The sequence below is a fragment of the Clostridium sp. genome, from assembly GCF_036643715.1.
In the GTDB taxonomy this organism is placed as follows: Bacteria; Bacillota; Clostridia; order Clostridiales; family Clostridiaceae; genus Clostridium.
In genome coordinates this window covers 1-19,099 of the sequence record NZ_JAVXRL010000055.1, presented here as the reverse complement: position 1 = coordinate 19,099, position 19,099 = coordinate 1, and the positions used below count along the sequence as shown (strand labels likewise).

Annotated in this window: 13 protein-coding genes, 6 tRNA genes and 1 other annotated feature; of the genes, 18 read left to right on the top strand and 1 reads right to left on the bottom strand. The window is 31.4% G+C overall.

Going from position 1 to position 19,099, the window contains the following annotated elements; all coding sequences use genetic code 11:
• The first annotated feature begins 87 nt into the window (after nt 1–87).
• From RSF37_RS12830 to RSF37_RS12755, 16 genes are all read left to right on the top strand, one after another.
• Nucleotides 88–163, top strand: a tRNA-Met gene (locus RSF37_RS12830).
• 8 nt (nt 164–171) lie between these two features.
• Nucleotides 172–248: transfer RNA gene (locus RSF37_RS12825), tRNA-Met, on the top strand.
• Nucleotides 249–255: 7 nt separating this feature from the next.
• Nucleotides 256–344: transfer RNA gene (locus RSF37_RS12820), tRNA-Leu, on the top strand.
• A 388-nt stretch (nt 345–732) separates the two neighbouring features.
• Nucleotides 733–3,114, top strand: a complete 2,382-nt coding sequence (gene spoIIE, locus RSF37_RS12815) for a stage II sporulation protein E (protein WP_332564795.1) — start codon at nt 733–735, stop codon at nt 3,112–3,114.
• A gap of 120 nt (nt 3,115–3,234) precedes the next feature.
• Nucleotides 3,235–4,635 carry a tRNA lysidine(34) synthetase TilS gene (gene tilS / locus RSF37_RS12810; RefSeq protein ID WP_332564794.1) on the top strand — a complete coding sequence of 467 codons (1,401 nt, stop codon included), beginning with the start codon at nt 3,235–3,237 and terminating at the stop codon, nt 4,633–4,635.
• 1 nt (nt 4,636) lies between these two features.
• A complete protein-coding gene (hpt, locus tag RSF37_RS12805) occupies nt 4,637–5,176 on the top strand; it encodes a hypoxanthine phosphoribosyltransferase (protein WP_332564793.1) in 540 nt (179 codons plus the stop codon).
• 87 nt (nt 5,177–5,263) lie between these two features.
• The gene (ftsH, locus tag RSF37_RS12800; protein WP_332564792.1) at nt 5,264–7,066 is read left to right on the top strand and encodes an ATP-dependent zinc metalloprotease FtsH; all 1,803 of its coding nucleotides are present in this window, start codon (nt 5,264–5,266) and stop codon (nt 7,064–7,066) included.
• A gap of 333 nt (nt 7,067–7,399) precedes the next feature.
• The gene (locus RSF37_RS12795) at nt 7,400–9,070 is read left to right on the top strand and encodes a formate--tetrahydrofolate ligase (protein ID WP_332564791.1); all 1,671 of its coding nucleotides are present in this window, start codon (nt 7,400–7,402) and stop codon (nt 9,068–9,070) included.
• A gap of 127 nt (nt 9,071–9,197) precedes the next feature.
• Entirely contained in the window at nt 9,198–9,977 is a 780-nt protein-coding gene (locus RSF37_RS12790) for a type III pantothenate kinase (protein ID WP_332564790.1), read from the top strand.
• A gap of 32 nt (nt 9,978–10,009) precedes the next feature.
• On the top strand, nt 10,010–10,990 hold the full coding sequence (gene dusB, locus RSF37_RS12785) for a tRNA dihydrouridine synthase DusB (RefSeq protein WP_332564789.1): 981 nt from the start codon (nt 10,010–10,012) through the stop codon (nt 10,988–10,990).
• Nucleotides 10,991–11,257: 267 nt separating this feature from the next.
• Nucleotides 11,258–11,740 carry a transcription elongation factor GreA gene (gene greA / locus RSF37_RS12780; RefSeq protein ID WP_332564788.1) on the top strand — a complete coding sequence of 161 codons (483 nt, stop codon included), beginning with the start codon at nt 11,258–11,260 and terminating at the stop codon, nt 11,738–11,740.
• A gap of 14 nt (nt 11,741–11,754) precedes the next feature.
• Nucleotides 11,755–13,260 carry a lysine--tRNA ligase gene (lysS, locus tag RSF37_RS12775; protein ID WP_332564787.1) on the top strand — a complete coding sequence of 502 codons (1,506 nt, stop codon included), beginning with the start codon at nt 11,755–11,757 and terminating at the stop codon, nt 13,258–13,260.
• Nucleotides 13,261–13,369: 109 nt separating this feature from the next.
• Nucleotides 13,370–14,278 carry a CPBP family intramembrane glutamic endopeptidase gene (locus RSF37_RS12770; protein ID WP_332564786.1) on the top strand — a complete coding sequence of 303 codons (909 nt, stop codon included), beginning with the start codon at nt 13,370–13,372 and terminating at the stop codon, nt 14,276–14,278.
• A gap of 72 nt (nt 14,279–14,350) precedes the next feature.
• Nucleotides 14,351–14,425 (top strand) — tRNA-Asn (locus RSF37_RS12765).
• 38 nt (nt 14,426–14,463) lie between these two features.
• Nucleotides 14,464–14,538 (top strand) — tRNA-Asn (locus RSF37_RS12760).
• Between the two features lie 38 nt (nt 14,539–14,576).
• Nucleotides 14,577–14,651, top strand: a tRNA-Asn gene (locus tag RSF37_RS12755).
• A 94-nt stretch (nt 14,652–14,745) separates the two neighbouring features.
• Here the strand turns inward: RSF37_RS12755 and RSF37_RS12750 are convergent.
• The gene (locus tag RSF37_RS12750; protein ID WP_332564785.1) at nt 14,746–15,234 is read right to left on the bottom strand and encodes an LURP-one-related family protein; all 489 of its coding nucleotides are present in this window, start codon (nt 15,232–15,234) and stop codon (nt 14,746–14,748) included.
• Between the two features lie 142 nt (nt 15,235–15,376).
• Nucleotides 15,377–15,545, top strand: a binding site (T-box leader).
• Nucleotides 15,546–15,603: 58 nt separating this feature from the next.
• Between RSF37_RS12750 and RSF37_RS12745 the strand changes: the two genes are divergently transcribed.
• Together RSF37_RS12745 and murD are read left to right on the top strand one after the other, a co-directional pair.
• A complete protein-coding gene (locus tag RSF37_RS12745) occupies nt 15,604–17,004 on the top strand; it encodes a glycine--tRNA ligase (RefSeq protein WP_332564784.1) in 1,401 nt (466 codons plus the stop codon).
• Between the two features lie 204 nt (nt 17,005–17,208).
• Nucleotides 17,209–18,588, top strand: coding sequence for a UDP-N-acetylmuramoyl-L-alanine--D-glutamate ligase (gene murD / locus RSF37_RS12740; RefSeq protein WP_332564783.1), 1,380 nt, complete (start codon nt 17,209–17,211; stop codon nt 18,586–18,588).
• The last annotated feature ends 511 nt before the right edge of the window (nt 18,589–19,099 follow it).

Below are 19,099 nucleotides of genomic sequence, written 5' to 3'. Positions count from 1 at the left end.
ATCCTGCGGTGGTTAAACACCGTACCGGTTCGATTCCGGTCTTCGGCACCAAGTTAATTTTTTGAAAAAAGGCATACAATATAATATCGCGGGGTGGAGCAGTTGGTAGCTCGTCGGGCTCATAACCCGAAGGTCGTAGGTTCAAGTCCTGCCCCCGCAACCATAACGCGTGGCGGAATAGCTCAGCTGGCTAGAGCATTCGGTTCATACCCGAAGTGTCGTAGGTTCAAGTCCTATTTCCGCTACCATTAACGTGCCGAAGTGGCGGAACTGGCAGACGCACAGGACTTAAAATCCTGCGGTGGTTAAACACCGTACCGGTTCGATTCCGGTCTTCGGCACCAAAAGATCTAAGAATTTTTTCTTAGATCTTTTTTTTATGTAAAAAAATAAAGGTAGGTTCTAAAGTCGATATACTTAAAGTAAAGAGTATTGATTTTAGAATTTTTTTATACTCAAAAAAATAGTTTAATATATAACAAATTATAATATATAGCGACATGGTAAATATTTACAAATAAATAGCTAAAACTATTGAATCTATTAGTATTAAGTGTATTTTTATGACTTTATAAAAATATAGCGAAAAAGAATATTAAAGAAAGAAAACTAAAAATAGGAAAGAATAATGTCCGACGAAACTTAAAAAGTAGACTATGTATTGACATAAATCGAGGAAGAAACCTGTTATAATTAATTTACAAAATATGGTAAATAATAGGAGGAGGGAATATGCAATATAGACTTAATGGAACTGCAATAAAAAGTTTTGAAAAGAGCGCTACGGAAATAAGAACGGAGCCTATAAAATTAGCTTTAATTTTTATAACCACATTGTTACTTAGCAGAGTAACTATTATGGTTGGAGAAGGAGACATTGTTGGAATCTCTCCCTTTGGAATAGCTTTTCTTATTAGCATAATTCTTGAGAGAGATGATAGTAAAGTGATTACAGCTTCAATAGGAGCACTAGTTGGCTACTTTACAGTAAACGCTATGTTAAAGGATGGATGGGTATACATAATAACTATACTTATGATGCTTGGATATAGTTTGTTATTTAATAAATTAAAAAGAAGAGTTAGTGATAAACAACTATTTGCCATTATATTTTTAAGTTACGCAATTTATGGATTAGCAATTAGTAATTATGATATAGGTGTCAACATAACAATGTCAGCGTTAAATACGATACTTGCAGTACCTGTTTATTATGTAATTAAATATGGGTTGAAATGTGCAGGTGAGTATAACACTAATTATTTCTTTAATGTTGAGGAACTAATTAGCATTGCATTTATAATATGCCTAATGATAGCTGGTGTTGGTGGAGTATCAATAGCGGGAATAAGTATTAGAAATATATTATCTTTAGCAGTTGTAATTTCGATAGCCTATGTGGGAGGGGCGACAAACGGTGCAACTATAGGGATAGCGATGGGAGTAGTAATTGGAATTACTACAGGCGATATGATAAACAGTATAGGGCTATATGGAAGTGTTGGGTTAGTATCTGGTTTATTCAAAGAAACTGGAAAGGTATTTTCATTTTTAGCATCAATAATGATATTTTTAATTGTTTCATTGTATTCCCAAGGTCTTAATATGCAAGGAATATCAGAGATGGTTATTGGAGGGATGATCTTCTTAATAATACCTAAAAGGATGTTAAGGATGCTTGAGATTGAAATATGTGCTGATAGTAAAATAGAAAAAATAAATGAAGAGCATTTAGAACAGGTAAAGGAGGAATTTTCAGATAAGGTTCAAAATTTTGGTGCTGCCTTAGATATTGTAGCTACATCACTAAATAATATGTCTGATAACGATAAGTTGTGTTACAAGAATAGAAGTACGGCACTTATAGAAAATCTTGCAGATAGAGTATGCAGTGTTTGTTCAAGTTGCAATAGATGCTGGGGAAGAGAATTCAATCAAACTTATACGGCTTTTGAAATGTTACTTAAAGGAAGGGAAGAGGGTAGACCTAAATTTCCATCAGAGCTTGAGAAGAAGTGTATTAGAAAGTCAGATCTTATATGTAATTCAGAAGAAATAATAAATATATTAAACGGCAATGAAATAACAAAAAGAAAATTAGAGGAGGGAAGAAAACTTGTAGCAAGTCATATTGAAAATATATCTTACAACCTTGATACAATGATTAGAGATTTTAAGAGAGATGTAACATGGTGTGAGGAATTAGAGAGGGTGATAAGAAGGGAACTTAATAAAAATTCTATAGCGTATAAGGAAGTGTTCTGTTACACAGATAAAGGTGGAAGAGTTAATGTGAAGATAAGTATGGAAAATTGCTCAGGGGGCAATTATTGCGCAAAGAACGTTCTACCTGTTGTAAACGAAGTAATGAGATCTCCTATGGCTATAAATTGTAATGGATGTAGAATAAATCCAAATAATAAAGATTGTTATATAGTTCTTGAAGAAATGCCTAAATATAAAATAGTATCTTATGCTGGAATGAGAGTTAAGGAGGGTGAAGAGCATACAGGAGACACTTATAGTTTTGGAAGAGTAGATGGCGGTAAATATATGACTCTTTTAAGTGATGGAATGGGGTCAGGACCTGAGGCATCAAAAGAAAGTAGAGCAACAGTCGAATTAGTTGAAAAGTTTGTTGACGCAGGGTTTGGGGTCGAAACAGCGCTAAATACAGTAAACTCTATAATGAGTATGAAATTTGAAGAAGATGAGAAATTCTCAACGTTAGATTTAAGTACCGTTGATTTATATACAGGGAAAGCTTCATTTATTAAGGTAGGAGCTGCGGCAAGTTTTGTTAAGAGAGGAGATAAGATTAAAAGGATTTCATCAAATATGCCGCCTTTTGGTTTGATGGATAAGGTTATAGTTGAAAGTGTTGAAGAAAGTTTGAAAAATGGAGATATTATAATAACTCTAAGTGATGGAGTTTTAGATGTTGATAAGGATGGTGTTGGAGATTCCACATGGCTTGAAAATTATTTGAAAGGAAAGCATAGTAATCCAAAAGATCTTGTTGAAGACATATTAGAAGAGTCTAAAAAAATCAATAATGGGACAATAAAAGATGATATGAGTATAATAGTTTCTAAGGTGCATGCTGTATATTAAAAAGTATATATGTTAATAATAAAAGCTGGCGGTTAGTCAGCTTTTATAATTTTAGCATTGCAAAAGACGAATATTAAGGTATTATATAATAGAATACTTATTACGTAGGAAGTGAGAAAGTTGATTAACGAATTTATAAATTATATAAAAGACAATGAGCTTTTAAATAATGGAGATAAGGTCTTAGTAGGGCTATCAGGAGGCCCAGATTCAGTATGTTTATTACATTTATTACATTCAATAAAGGATAAATATTCACTAGAGATTGGTGCAGCTCACATAAACCATATGATTAGAGGCGAAGAAGCGCTAAAAGACGAAGAATATGCTAAAAATTTATGTGAAACATTAGGAATAAGATTCTATAGTACAAGACTTCAAATAGAAAAAATGGCAAAAGAGCGTGGGGTTTCAACGGAAACTGCAGGCAGAGATGAGAGATATGGCTTCTTTAACCAAATAAAAGATAAAGAAGGATATACTAAAATTGCAACAGCTCATAATGCGAATGATCAGGCTGAAACTATAATAATGAGAATGATGCGTGGTACAGGATTAGAGGGCTTAGGTGGAATACCTGTTATTAGAGAAGGTATTTATATAAGGCCTATACTTTTCCTTGAAAGAAAATTTATTGAGGATTATTGCAGTAAAAATAAATTGAATCCAAGGATAGATAAAACAAATTTAGAGAACATATATAGTAGAAATAAGATAAGGTTAGAAATACTTCCTTATATGAAAGATAATTTTAACCCAGATGTAGTAAAGGCTATTAATAGAATGGCGTTATTACTTCAAGATGATAATGAATTTATCAATAATGAAGCGATTAAAGGTTTTTCAAAATATTGTACAGTAAAAAATGATGAAATAATTATAAATAGGGAATTATTTAATAAAGAAAAGGCTATAATTACTAGAGTAATAAGAAAATCTTTAACAACATTATCAAAGAGCTTTTATGATTTTGAAATGAAACACATAAAAGAAGTAATAGATCTTTCTACCATTGGTACTCATAAGAGAATTGATTTACCAAATGGTATTTATGCAGAAAATGTATATGGAGAAATTTATATTAAGAAAAAAGAAAGATTATTAAAAAAGGAAAAAGAAGTTAAAGATATTACAATAAATAAAGAAGATCTTGATGGAATTGAAATTGACTTTTTAGGGTGTTTAATCCAATTTAAGGTAGATTTTAAAGAAAAAAATTTAAAATTTAACAATAATGACTTAATTAAGTATTTTGATTATGATAAAATTAATGGGTATGTTACTGTTAGAAGAAGAAAAGATGGAGATAGAATTATCCCATTAGGTATGACTGGTAGCAAAAAACTTAAGGACATATTTATAAATATGAAAGTTCCAAAAGATTATAGAGATAATATTCCAGTTGTACAATTTGATGATGAGATTGCTTGGGTTTTAGGTGTGAAAACATCTAATACATATAAAGTTACAAACCAAACAAAAAATATACTAAAAGTTATGTGTAAAAGAGAGGAATTATAACATGAGAGAAGACGTTAAAAAGGTATTATTTGATGAAGAACAATTAGCTAAGAAAGTAAATGAGTTAGGAACTCAAATAAGTAAAGACTATAAAGGAAAAGATTTAATAGTAGTTGGAGTTTTAAAAGGTTCAGTTGTATTTGCAGCAGATCTTATAAAGAACATTACAATTCCTTGTGAAATAGACTTTATGGCAGTATCTAGTTATGGAAATGCAACAGAAAGTTCAGGTGTTGTAAGAATAATAAAAGATTTAGACCATAACATAGAAGGAAAGCATGTTCTATTAGTAGAAGATATTGTAGATAGTGGAATAACTTTAACTTATCTTTTAAAATACTTAAAGGCGAGAAAAGCTGAAAGCATTGAAATAGTTACATTACTTAACAAGCCTGAAAGAAGAACAGCTGATTTAGACGTAAAATACATAGGTTTTGAAGTACCTAATGAATTTATAATTGGATATGGAATAGATTATGCAGAAAAGTATAGAAATTTACCTTTCGTTGGAGTTCTTAAAGAAGAAGTATATAATAAATAAATTGGAATAATTTACAATAAAAAATATTGTAATTAAAGAAGACGTATAGTAAAATTAAAAAATAATTAAAAGAGAGGGGGGCCTTGAATGAAAAAATATTCAAGTGCAGCTGTTTGGATTGTTACGATAGCGGTGCTGATTTTTGCAGCTTTTGCCATGTGGGAAACAGGAAACAAATCGGAGACAATTTCATACAGTTCTTTCCAACAAAAATGGAATGCTAATGAAGTAAGTAGCATATACGTTCATGAAAATGATATGACGATAGATGGTGTACTAACTGATGGAAAGAAGTTTGTTACAATTGCACCAGAAGAAGTTATTTCAAAAATGGTTACTGAAAACCCTAAGAGTGCTGTAAAAGTTGATTTCGAGAAACCATCAAATAGTGGAGCCTGGATATCACTTATACCAACTGTACTTATGGTTGTTCTATTCTTAGTGCTTCTGTTTGTGATGACACAACAGTCACAAGGTGGCGGTGGCGGAAGAGGTGTTATGAACTTTGGTAAAAATAGAGCTAAGGTTGCTACACCAGATGCTAAGAAAGTAACATTTAAAGATGTTGCTGGTGCCGATGAAGAAAAGCAAGAATTAGAAGAAATAGTTGATTTCTTAAAAGAACCAACAAGATATACTCAAATGGGAGCTAGAATCCCTAAGGGAGTTCTTTTAATAGGACCTCCTGGAACAGGTAAAACTTTACTTGCTAAGGCAATAGCAGGAGAAGCTGGAGTACCATTTTTCAGTATTTCAGGTTCAGATTTCGTTGAAATGTTTGTTGGGGTTGGTGCCTCAAGAGTTAGAGATTTATTTGCAGACGCAAAAAAGAATGCCCCTTGTATAGTATTTATTGATGAAATAGATGCTGTAGGTAGACAAAGAGGAGCAGGTCTTGGTGGTGGACATGATGAAAGAGAACAAACTCTTAATCAATTACTAGTTGAGATGGATGGATTTGGAGCAAACGAAGGAATTATAATGATTGCAGCTACAAATAGACCAGACATACTAGATCCAGCTCTTTTAAGACCAGGTAGATTTGATAGACAAATACTAGTTGGTGCACCAGATGTTAAAGGAAGAGAAGAGATTCTTAAAGTTCATACAAGAAAGAAACCTTTAGCAGATGATGTACATTTAGATGTATTAGCGAAGAGAACTCCGGGATTTGCTGGAGCAGACTTAGAAAACCTTGCTAATGAAGCAGCGCTGCTTGCAGTTAGAAGAGGTGATAAGTTAATTACAATGATTGATATGGAAGAAGCTATAACAAGAGTAATAGCTGGTCCAGAAAAGAAGAGTAGAGTTATTAGTGAAAAGGATAGAAATTTAACAGCTTATCATGAGGCAGGTCATGCTGTTGTAATGAAGTCATTAAAGTTCTCAGATCCAGTTCATGAAATAAGTATAATTCCAAGAGGTAGAGCTGGTGGATACACTATGCATTTACCTGATGAAGATAGATCATATACTTCAAAGCTTAGACTTAAAGATGATATGGTTGGACTTCTAGGAGGAAGAGTTGCTGAGAAAATAATACTAGGTGATATAAGTACTGGTGCTAAAAATGATATTGATAGAACTAGTGCAATTGCGAGAAGTATGGTTATGGAATATGGTATGAGTGAAAGACTTGGAACAATTTCATATGGTTCACAACAAAACGAAGTATTCCTAGGAAGAGACCTTGGTGGTGGAAGAAACTTCTCAGAAGAAATTGGAGCTGAAATAGATAAAGAAGTTAAATCATTTATTGATGAAGCTTACGAAAGAGCAGAGAAGATTTTAAGAGAGAACATAAACAAGTTACATGCAGTAGCGGGTGCTCTTTTAGAAAAGGAAAAGCTAGAAGGAAAAGAATTCGAACAAATATTCGATGAAGCATAGAAAAAAAGCTCTCCATTAAAATGGAGAGCTTTTTTTATACTTTATTCCTGGGAAATATTTAAAACAACTATTTTTAAAAGACAAATTGCTATAAATGTATTTTGAATATGGAATTGCGATAATTTATGTGATTTATACTTAAAAGTAGTATTTTTTTGCTGAATAATGCAAAAATATAACAATTAAATGATGATAATACGAATTATAAAAATAAAAATAGCAATAATGTTCGAATAAAGCGTTCAAAAATGATGGGTTTAATGGTATACTTTTAATAGATAGGTTATAATAAAAAATAAAACTTTTATATAAGAGAGGGGCTAGGTGGTAACAATGAAAAGTGATATAAAAATAGCACAAGAAGCTAAAATGGAGCCAATAGTTAAAATTGCAGAAAAAATAAATTTAAATGAAGATGATATAGAATTATATGGGAAATATAAATGCAAAATTTCTTTAGATGTTTTAAAAAGAAAAGAAAATGATAAGGATGGAAAACTTGTTCTTGTAACTGCAATAAATCCAACTCCAGCAGGAGAAGGAAAGTCAACAGTTACAGTTGGGCTTGGTGAGGCGTTATGCAAGATGGGCAAAAACTCAGTTATAGCACTTAGAGAACCTTCACTTGGACCTGTATTTGGAATTAAAGGAGGAGCAGCTGGTGGTGGATATGCACAAGTAGTACCTATGGAAGATATAAATTTACACTTTACAGGAGATATGCATGCTATAACATCTGCTAATAATTTATTATCAGCAGCTATAGATAACCATATTCATCAAGGGAATGATTTAAGAATTGATTCAAGAAGAATTATATTCAAAAGAGTTATTGATATGAATGATAGAGCACTTAGACATGTTGTTGTTGGTTTAGGTGGAAAGATAAATGGTTTTTTAAGAGAAGATGGGTTTATGATTACTGTTGCATCAGAAATTATGGCTATACTTTGCTTAGCAGAAAATCTAAGTGATTTAAAAGAAAGAATGGGAAACATATTAATTGCTTACAACTTAGATGGGGAGCCGGTATATGCTAAAGAGTTAGAAATACAAGGGGCAATGGCGCTTTTAATGAAAGATGCAATTAAGCCTAATTTAGTTCAAACACTTGAAAATACTCCAGCTATAATTCATGGAGGTCCTTTTGCAAATATTGCACATGGGTGTAATTCAGTAATTGCAACTAAGCTTGCGCAAAAAGTTGGGGATATAGCTGTTACAGAAGCAGGTTTTGGTGCTGATCTTGGAGCAGAAAAATTCTTAGATATAAAGTGTAGATACGGAAATTTAAATCCTGATTGTGTTGTTATAGTTGCTACAATAAGAGCATTAAAGCATCATGGAGGAGTTTTAAAAGGTGATCTTAATATTCCAAATGTCAAAGCGTTAGAAGATGGAATATCAAATTTAGATAAACAAATCGATAATATAGCGAAGTTTGGAGTTCCAGTTGTTGTTGCAATAAATAAATTTACTTCAGATAGTGAAGAAGAAGTTAAATTTATAGAAGAATTCTGCAAGACTAAAGGTGTTAGAGTAGCTCTTTCAGACGTTTGGGCAAAAGGTGGAGAAGGTGGAATAGAACTTGCAGAACAAGTTTTAGACGTTCTAGAAAATGAAAAGTCAAACTTTAAAGTGCTATATGATGAAAAAAATGAAATCGAAGATAAGATTTTAAAAATAGCAAAAGAAATTTACGGTGCAGATGGGGTTAATTATTCAATACAAGCTAAAAAGCAAATTGAGGAACTTAAAAAATTCTCATTAGATAGACTTCCTATATGTATGGCAAAAACTCAATATTCTTTATCAGATAATCAAAGTCTATTAGGAAAGCCAGAGGGCTTCACTATAACGGTTAAAGAAGTTAGGGTATCAAATGGTGCTGGATTCATTGTAGCTCTAACAGGGGACGTTATGACTATGCCAGGACTGCCTAAAGTTCCTGCCGCAAATAAGATGGATATATTAGAAGATGGTGAAATTGTAGGACTATTCTAATAATGTGTTAAACTCTTGACAAATACCACCGAATTGTTAAAATTATATTGTTAAAATTAAGTTATTTTATCAAAATAAAAGCAGCTTGAATAATAGCTGCTTTTAATTATATTAAGGTGGTGCTTTTATGATATTGCTCGTCGATGTAGGAAATACAAACATCGTTTTAGGAGTTCACAAAGATGATAATTATATAGCTAGCTGGAGGATTTCAACAGATGCTAAGAAAACATCAGATGAATACAGTATACAAGTTATGCAATTATTCTCTCAAAACGGATTAGATCCGAAAAAGGTTAAGGGAATAATAATATCATCAGTTGTTCCTAATATAATGCATTCATTAGAGAATATGATAAGAAAATGTTTCTGTATGGAACCTATAATAGTAGGTCCTGGAGTAAAGACAGGAATAAATATAAAGTATGACAACCCTAAAGAAGTTGGAGCTGACAGAATAGTAAATGCTGTTGCAACTTTTGAGATATACAAGAAACCAAATATAGTTATTGATTTTGGTACAGCCACAACTTTCTGTTCAATAACAGAAAAGGGTGACTATTTAGGAGGATGTATCGTTCCAGGTGTTAATATAGCATCAGATGCATTATTTGAGAGAGCTGCTAAATTGCCAAGAATAGAACTAGAAGTGCCAGAGAATATAATTTGTAAAAATACGATAAAGAGCATGCAAGCTGGTATTTTATATGGATATATTGGGCAAGTTGAATATATAGTAAAGAAAATGAAAGAAGAAATGAGAAATAAGTGTGTTGGAGAGCCTCTAGTAATAGCAACAGGTGGACTTGCAAATTTAATTGCAAATGAAACTGATTGTATTGATGTAGTAGATAGTGATTTAACATTAGAAGGATTGAGATTAATCTATAACAAGAATAAGGAATAATACTCAAAAGCAAGAGAAGAGAGAAAAAAGATATGAAAATTGGGAATTTAGAATTTAAAAACAACGTATTTTTAGCTCCAATGGCTGGAGTTACAGATATATCATTTAGAGGACTTTGCAAAGAACAAGGATGTGGACTAGTATATACTGAGATGGTTAGTGCTAAAGCATTACACTATGGAAGTGATAATACACAAAAGCTTTTAAGAATTTCAGATGAAGAAATGCCAGTTGCCGTTCAAATATTTGGTAATGAACCAGATATAATGGCAAAGGTAGTTGAAGAACATTTTAATAAGAGAGATGATATTTGTATAATAGATATAAATATGGGGTGTCCAGCTACTAAAATAGTAAAAAATGGAGAAGGCTCAGCTCTTATGAAAGATCCAAAACTTGCAGCTGAAATTGTTAGAAAGATAAAAGAAGTTTCAACGAAACCTGTAACTGCAAAGTTTAGAAAAGGCTTTGATGATGAACACTTAAACGCTGTTGAATTTGCTTTAGCTTTAGAAGAAGCAGGTGCAGATGCTATAGCAGTGCATGGAAGAACTAGAAAGCAAATGTATGAAGGTAAAGCAGATTGGAACATAATAAAAGAAGTTAAAGAAAGCGTTTCTATTCCTGTTATAGGAAATGGTGATGTGTTTAATGCAGAAGATGCAATTAAGATGAAAGAATTAACTAACTGCGATGGAATAATGGTTGCAAGAGGAAGTATGGGTAATCCATGGCTTTTCAAACAAATCGAAAGAGCTCTTAATGGGAAACCACTTAAGGAAATAACTCCAGAAGAGAAAATTGAAATGTGTATGAGACACTTCGAACTTGCAATAAAGTATGACGGAGAGTATAAGGCAACTAGGGAAATGAGAAAACATGCTTCATGGTACATAAAGGGACTTCCAAAATGTACTGAGGTTAGAAGCGTTATGAATACTCTAGAAAACAGTAAAGACGTTATGGAAATGTTAGTTAATTATAAGGATGAACTTAAGAATTTAAAAAGATAAATAATATAGTAGAGTTTAAATATAAGTGTATATAAAAAGAGATTTGTGTTTAAACTCTATTATTATGAATAAAGTAGCTATATAATAGATATTATATACTACTGAAACGCTTTTATAGAAGCTTGATTTGTTGACATATTATAGGCACTGCTTTATAATATTTTAAATGAATTTGAATATTTATTATAGGGCTTTAATACGGATATAATCAACAATTATTAATTGAAAAAATATAGACCATATACGGTTGTTAAAGGGGAGTTAAATATGAGCGAACAAAAAAGATTTGTAATGACTTACGAAGGTGTTAAAAAACTTGAAAACGAATTAGAAATTTTAAAAACAGTTAAAAGAAAAGAAATTACAGAAAAGATAAAAGTAGCATTAGGATACGGAGACTTAAGTGAAAACTCAGAATATGATGAAGCTAAAAACGAGCAAGCATTTACAGAAGGTAGAATACTTCAACTAGAAAACATGCTTAAAAATGCTGAAGTTGTAGATGAATCAGAAATATCATCAGATATTGTTTCAGTAGGAGCAAAAGTTAAAGTTAAAGATTATGATTTTGACGAAGAGGTTGAATATACAATAGTAGGTTCAGCAGAAGCAGATCCAATGGAATTCAAGATATCAAATGAATCACCAGTTGGAGCTGGCCTTATAGGTAAGAAGGTTGGCGATGTAGTTGAAATAACAGTACCAGATGGTATTAGCAAGTACGAAGTACTAGATATAAGAAAAGCGTAACGGAGGGATAATTAATGTCAACTGAGGAAATGAATATACAAGAATTAGAAGCTCAGTTCAGTGAACAAGAAGCATTAAGAAGAGAGAAGCTAGCAGAATTACAAGCAGCTGGTAAGGATCCATTTGATGTATACACAGTAGAAAGGACTCATTCTTCTGAAGAAGTAAAGTCAAACTACGATGAACTAGAAGGAAAAACTGTAACAGTAGCAGGAAGAATAATGTCTAAGAGAGGACAAGGAAAAGTTGTATTCTCAGACATACACGATAAAGACGGAAAAATCCAATTATTCATAAAGATTGATGCAGTTGGAGAAGAAAATTTAAAAGCTTATAAGAGTTTTGACTTAGGTGACTGGGTTTATGCAACAGGAGAAGTTTTCAAAACTAGAACTGAAGAAGTTTCAGTTAAAGTTTCAGATTTCGGCTTAACATGTAAATCATTAAAGCCATTACCAGAAAAGTTCCACGGATTAAAAGATCCAGACTTAAGATACAGACAAAGAGAAGTAGATATAATAACTAACCCTGAAGTTAAAGATACTTTCATAAAGAGATCACAAATAATAAAGGGAATAAGAGAATTCTTAGATAATAAAGGATTCATGGAAGTTGATACTCCAATACTAGCACCAATAGCTGGAGGAGCTGCAGCTAAACCATTTATAACTCACCACAATGCTTTAGATATAGATATGTATTTAAGAATTGCTACAGAGTTATACTTAAAGAGATTAATAGTTGCTGGATTTGAAAAAGTTTATGAAATGGGTAAAAACTTCAGAAATGAAGGAGTTTCAGTAAGACATAATCCAGAATTTACTGCTATAGAATTATATCAAGCTTATGCTGATTATAATGATATGATGGAAATAACAGAAAATATGATTGCTTATGTTTGTGAAAAAGTAAATGGTACAACTAAAGTAATGTATGAAGGAACTGAAATTGACTTCACACCACCATGGAGAAGAATTACTATGGTTGATGCTGTTAAAGAATATGCAGGAGTAGACTTTAATGAAATTGCATCAGATGAAGAAGCTCAAGCTATTGCTAAAGAAAAGCATTTAGAATTCCCAAAACCTTTAGATAAGGTAACTAAGGGAGAAGTTCTTAACATGTTATTCGAAGAATATGGTGAGTCAAACTTAATGCAACCAACATTCTTAGTTGACTACCCAGTAGAAATATCACCTCTTACAAAGAAGAAGAGAGGAAATGAAGATTTCACTGAAAGATTTGAAGGATTCGTATATGGAAGAGAAGTATGTAATGCTTACTCAGAACTTAATGATCCAATAGTTCAAAGACAAAGATTTGAACAACAAGCTAAGGAAAGAGAATATGGAGATGACGAAGCATACATGCTAGACGAAGAGTTCATGAGTGCTTTAGAAACAGGTATGCCTCCAACAGGTGGACTTGGAATTGGTATTGATAGAATGATTATGTTCTTAACTGATTCATCATCAATAAGAGACGTTATCCTATTCCCAACAATGAAACCAAGCAAATAATTAGTGTATTTCAAGGTATCTCAGAGATGAGATACCTTTTTTTATGCCTCATATCCTAAAATATACAAATATGTTAAAATAATTATATATTTATAACTTAGGGGGATTTATGAGAAAGATAAAGGGATGGTTATTAGATTTTGATGATTTTAATGTTAAACCAATAGGGGTGCTTGGAGGAATAGGGTTTAGTTTCTTATTTTACACAGCGTTACTTATTATGATGCTTATATCAATTGCAGTAATAATGAGTAAAGTTACAATATTTTATGAAGTGGATTTTATAATGAGTATTGCAATTGCTAGCACGGAGGTTTTAGCATACTGTGCAGTTATATCATTTATAAAGAGGTTGTATTTAGATAAAAATAGTATTAACATTGAAAAACAGTATATTACGCATGTAGAGCTAGATAGAAGTGACTATTTGAAGCTTGTTTTAATATCTGTAGGTGAAATAATATTTGTTATAGGAATAGTTTATTTTATTAATTTAATTCCAATACCAGAATTTATTAGAGAATTTATAGAAGTTGAAGAGGAATCTGGATCTTTTATAGCTATATTTTTAACTGCAGGGTTAGTAGCACCGATTGTTGAAGAAATTCTCTTTAGAGGTATTCTTTTAAAAGGTTTATTAAAGAAGTATAGTGTAAATAAAGCTATTGTAATTGGAGGATCATTATTTGCCCTTGCACATCTTCCTGATATTCAAAATGTATTAGCTATATTAGCTGGATCTTTAATATATTGTGTTGTATATGCTTATACAAGAAGTATAATACCAACTATAATTCTTCATATGAGCTATAACATAGGAATAGTTTTAAGTGAACAGTATTTTACGGCCTTTAATATTGATTATAGTGAAATTGCTATTATTCCATCTATAATATTAAGTTTGATTGGAATTATAATAATGTTTATATGTTATAAAGGGATAAAATTTAAGGAGAGATTAGAAGATAAAAAGTGTTCTGTAGCTAGAGATAATATTACTATGGAGAATTTCAATTAAAAATCATTTTTTTTCTTGAAAAGAGGTTGCATTTTACTAAAAAGGTGATATAATATCAAATGTAGCAAATATTCCGCGATAGCTCAATGGTGGAGCATTCGGCTGTTAACCGACAGGTTGGAGGTTCGAGTCCTCTTCGCGGAGCCATTTTTCTTTTAAAAATAATATATTTGTTATAAAAATATTCCGCGATAGCTCAATGGTGGAGCATTCGGCTGTTAACCGACAGGTTGGAGGTTCGAGTCCTCTTCGCGGAGCCATTTTTCTTTTAAAAATAATATATTTGTTATAAAAATATTCCGCGATAGCTCAATGGTGGAGCATTCGGCTGTTAACCGACAGGTTGGAGGTTCGAGTCCTCTTCGCGGAGCCATTTTTTTATTAAGAAGTTTAGCAGTGAAGTTGTCACTGTTTTTTTTATTTGGTAGGAAAGTATAGTTAGTACTGTCCTACCATTTTTTTTATTTTTAAATTTCTTCTTCAAAATTAACAATCATATCAATAATAACGGCACAAGCTAATATAAATCCATCTTCGTTGAAGTCTATAACATCAACCATATAACTATCTTCTACACCTGAGGTTCCGTCAGATACAGTAGCAGCTATATTATTATCTTCATAATAGAAGCTAAAAGTATGATCTGAAAAGTCACCTTTAGCGATAAGTTCTCCAAAAGGACTATCAATATCAAAATGCTCACTTAATGGAGCTGAAAGGTGTTTTTTTACTCTTCCATAGTATTCATTTGCACGTTCTATAATAAATGTATTATTAACGTGAAGTAGTTTTTTCTTAAGTTTAAATAGTTTATTGCCATTAGCATCTTCTAAATATAATTTTTCTCCAATACTAATTTTAGGAATAGCTACCTTATAGCAAACTAAACCATTCTCATCTGTTATTAATAAATAAGGATCTGTTGAATCTGTTTTGTGATTTAAAAAATATTTCATCTTTAAGTCTCCTCTCATAAATATTTAATTATATTATATAATATACAAATGTTTATTTAATTAAATTTACGTAAACAGTAAAATAAGCTTGTATGTATCTTGACATATATAAGGCTTTTGATAAAATTAGATATATAATTTAATATATACAGTGATGAAGAGGAGTAATTCTATTTTTATTTTTAGAGAGATGATGTTTTGGTGGGAATCATTAATAAGATTGAATGAAGGGAGCTTTTGAGTATAGCTTTTTATAAAGTTGGGCTTTGGCCAAGAAGGGTGGAACCGCGGAAAGATTTTTCGTCCCTTTATTGTGCTTAAGGCTTTTTTTAATGTATAAATTTAATAAAATTTTTGGAGGTAATAGAAATGGCAGTAGAAAAGACTATGGATAAAATAGTTTCACTATGTAAGAACAGAGGATTTATATTCCCAGGTTCAGATATATATGGTGGACTTGCAAACTCATGGGATTACGGTCCACTAGGAGTAGAATTTAAAAACAATGTTAAAAAAGCTTGGTGGAAAAAGTTCATTCAAGAAAGTCCATACAACGTTGGAGTTGACTGTGCAATCTTAATGAATAAAGAAGTTTGGGTAGCATCAGGACATTTAGGCGGATTCTCAGATCCTCTAATGGATTGTAAAGAATGTAAAGCTAGATTTAGAGCTGATAAATTAGTTGAAGACCACATGACAGAAAGTGGAGTTGAAGTTGCTTCAGCTGATGGGATGTCAAATGAACAATTAAAGGCATACATAGATGAACATAATATAGTATGTCCTAAATGTGGAAAGATGAATTACACAGACATAAGACAATTTAATCTTATGTTTAAAACTTTCCAAGGAGTAACAGAAGATGCTAAAAATGAGATATACTTAAGACCAGAAACAGCTCAAGGTATATTTGTAAACTTTAAGCAAGTTCAAAGAAGCTCAAGAAAGAAAGTACCATTTGGTATAGGTCAAATTGGTAAGTCATTCAGAAATGAAATTACACCAGGTAATTTCACATTCAGAACAAGAGAATTCGAACAAATGGAATTAGAATTCTTCTGTAAACCAGGAACAGATTTAGAATGGTTTGAATATTGGAGAGCATACTGCTGGAACTTCTTATTAAACTTAGGTGTTAATAAAGAGGCTTTAAGATTAAGAGATCATGAAGCAGAAGAACTTTCATTCTATTCAAATGCAACTTCAGATATAGAATACTTATTCCCATTTGGTTGGGGAGAACTTTGGGGAATAGCTGATAGAACAGACTACGACTTAAAGAAGCATGCAGAACATTCAGGACAAGATTTAATGTACTTAGATCCAATGACTAATGAAAAATATATACCATACTGTATAGAACCATCACTTGGTGCTGATAGAGTTACACTTGCATTCTTAGTTGATGCTTATGATGAAGAAGATTTATCAACAGAAGATAAGAAGGATTCAAGAATAGTAATGCATCTTCACCCAGCACTTGCGCCATTTAAGGCTGCAATATTACCTTTATCAAAGAAATTATCAGATAAAGCGTTAGAAGTTTATGGAGAACTTGCTAAGAAGTTTAATGTTGATTTCGATGAAGGTGGTAGTATTGGTAAGAGATACAGGAGACAAGATGAAATTGGTACTCCATTCTGTATTACAGTAGACTTTGATACATTAGAAGATGGTGCTGTAACTATTAGAGATAGAGATACAATGGAACAAGAAAGAGTTAAAATAGAAGAATTAGAAGCGTATATAGCTAAGAGCTTAGAATTCTAATTAAATTATATAAGAGTATTTCCTTTTAGGAGATACTCTTTTTATATTATTAAATAGATGAATTTATATGGTAAAAAATTAACATATGAGTGCCGTAAGTACTTAAAAATAGGGAATTAAAATGTTATAATTAAAGTTAAATGAGACAAAAATAGAAATAATTCATAATATATAAGTTAGTAGTAGCTAGTGTGGAGGAAAAGTATGAAAAAAGATTTCGGAGAGTTTAAAAAGTTTATAAAAGGTAAGAAGGTTGGAGTAGTAGGAATTGGAGTAAGTAATATACCACTTATAAATTTCTTAGTTAATCTTGGCGCAGAAGTAACTGCCTTTGATATGAAAAGTGAAGAAAAACTTGGAGAAACAGCTAAAGATTTCAAAAGTAAGGGAGTTAAGCTTTCTTTAGGTGAAAATTATTTAGATAATTTAACTGGATTCGATGTAGTGTTTAAAACACCTTCAATGAGAATAGATTGTGATGCTTTAGTTAAAGTTAAAAATGAGGGATCATACATAACTTCAGAAATGGAAGAGTTCGTTAGATACTGTAGTGGAAAGATATATGGAGTTACTGGTAGTGATGGAAAGACAACAACTACTACTATAATATCTCAGTTGCTAATGGAAGAAGGATTTAAAACTTGGGTTGGTGGAAATATAGGTACACCTTTATTTTCTCAAATAGAAGATATAAAAAAAGAAGATATGGTAGTTCTAGAATTATCAAGCTTTCAGCTTATGACAATGAATTTACCTGTTGATGTTGCTATATGCACGAATTTAGCACCAAATCATTTAGATATGCATAAAGATATGCAAGAATATATAGATGCAAAGAAGAATGTATTCTTATACGGAGAAAAAGAAGGGGTTCTTGTTGTAAATAGAGAAAATGAAATAACATATGAATTCGAAAAAGAAGCTAAAGGTGAAGTGAGAGAATTTAGCTCAAAGAGAATTATTAAAGATGGAGCTTACTATAAAGATGGAATACTATATTTAGAAGGCAAGGAAGTATGTAAGAAAAAAGATATGGTATTAAAGGGAATGCACAATGTTGAAAATTATTTAGCAGCATTTATAGCAACTAAGGATGATGTTTCAATTCAGTCAATGAAAGATGTATTTGAAACATTCGGAGGAGTTGAGCATAGGTGTGAATTTATAAGAGAGTTAGATGGTGTTAAATACTATAATGATTCTATAGCTTCAAGTCCAACAAGAACACTTGCAGGTCTTAAAGCTTTTGATGAAAAAGTAATATTGATAGCTGGAGGGTATGATAAACATATTCCGTTTGAACCTTTAGCAGAAGAGGGACATCAATTTATTAAGGAGCTTATATTAGTTGGAGATACTAAAGCTAAAATAAAAGAAGTGTTTAATAAGCTTAAAGAAGAAAAAGGAATAGAAGTTGATATTATAGAAGTTGAGACATTTGAAGATGCTGTTATTAAAGCAAGAGAAATTTCAACTGAAGGAGATATAATAACATTATCACCAGCTTGTGCTTCTTTTGATATGTTCCCTAACTTTATGGAAAGAGGAAATGAATTTAAAAAGATAGTTAAGAATTTAAAATAAATTAGAAGAGCCTAAAGATATTTTGCTTTCTAAAATAAATGAGTTTAGAGAAAATCAAACTTATTTTAAAAGTTAGCCTAATGTTTTTAGGCTTTTTTTAATAATTTATAATAAAATCATTTAATTTAATGTTATTTCATAGGGGTTGATGGTATGAATAAAGGTATAAATTGAGAAAAATATAGGAAAAGTAAGGATAACTAAACCAGGCGTATCATTATTAATTAAACTTAGAAAAAAGAAGAAAAAAGAAGTATTATTAACATAATTTATTATAATGGAATGTGACATAAAGTGAGCTTTGCTCTAATCATGATATTATAATATCCGTCGTCAGGTGATGGCGGCCACTAAGAACAAAACATTGAAAATAACTTAAGAAATTAACTTCAAAAAGTTGTTGACAATAAGTAGTTCCGGTGTTATTATAATAAAGCAGTCAACGAGATTGCTTAGATCTTTGAAAATTGAACAGAATATATAGAATAACATTTAAAACCAGCAATTCTTT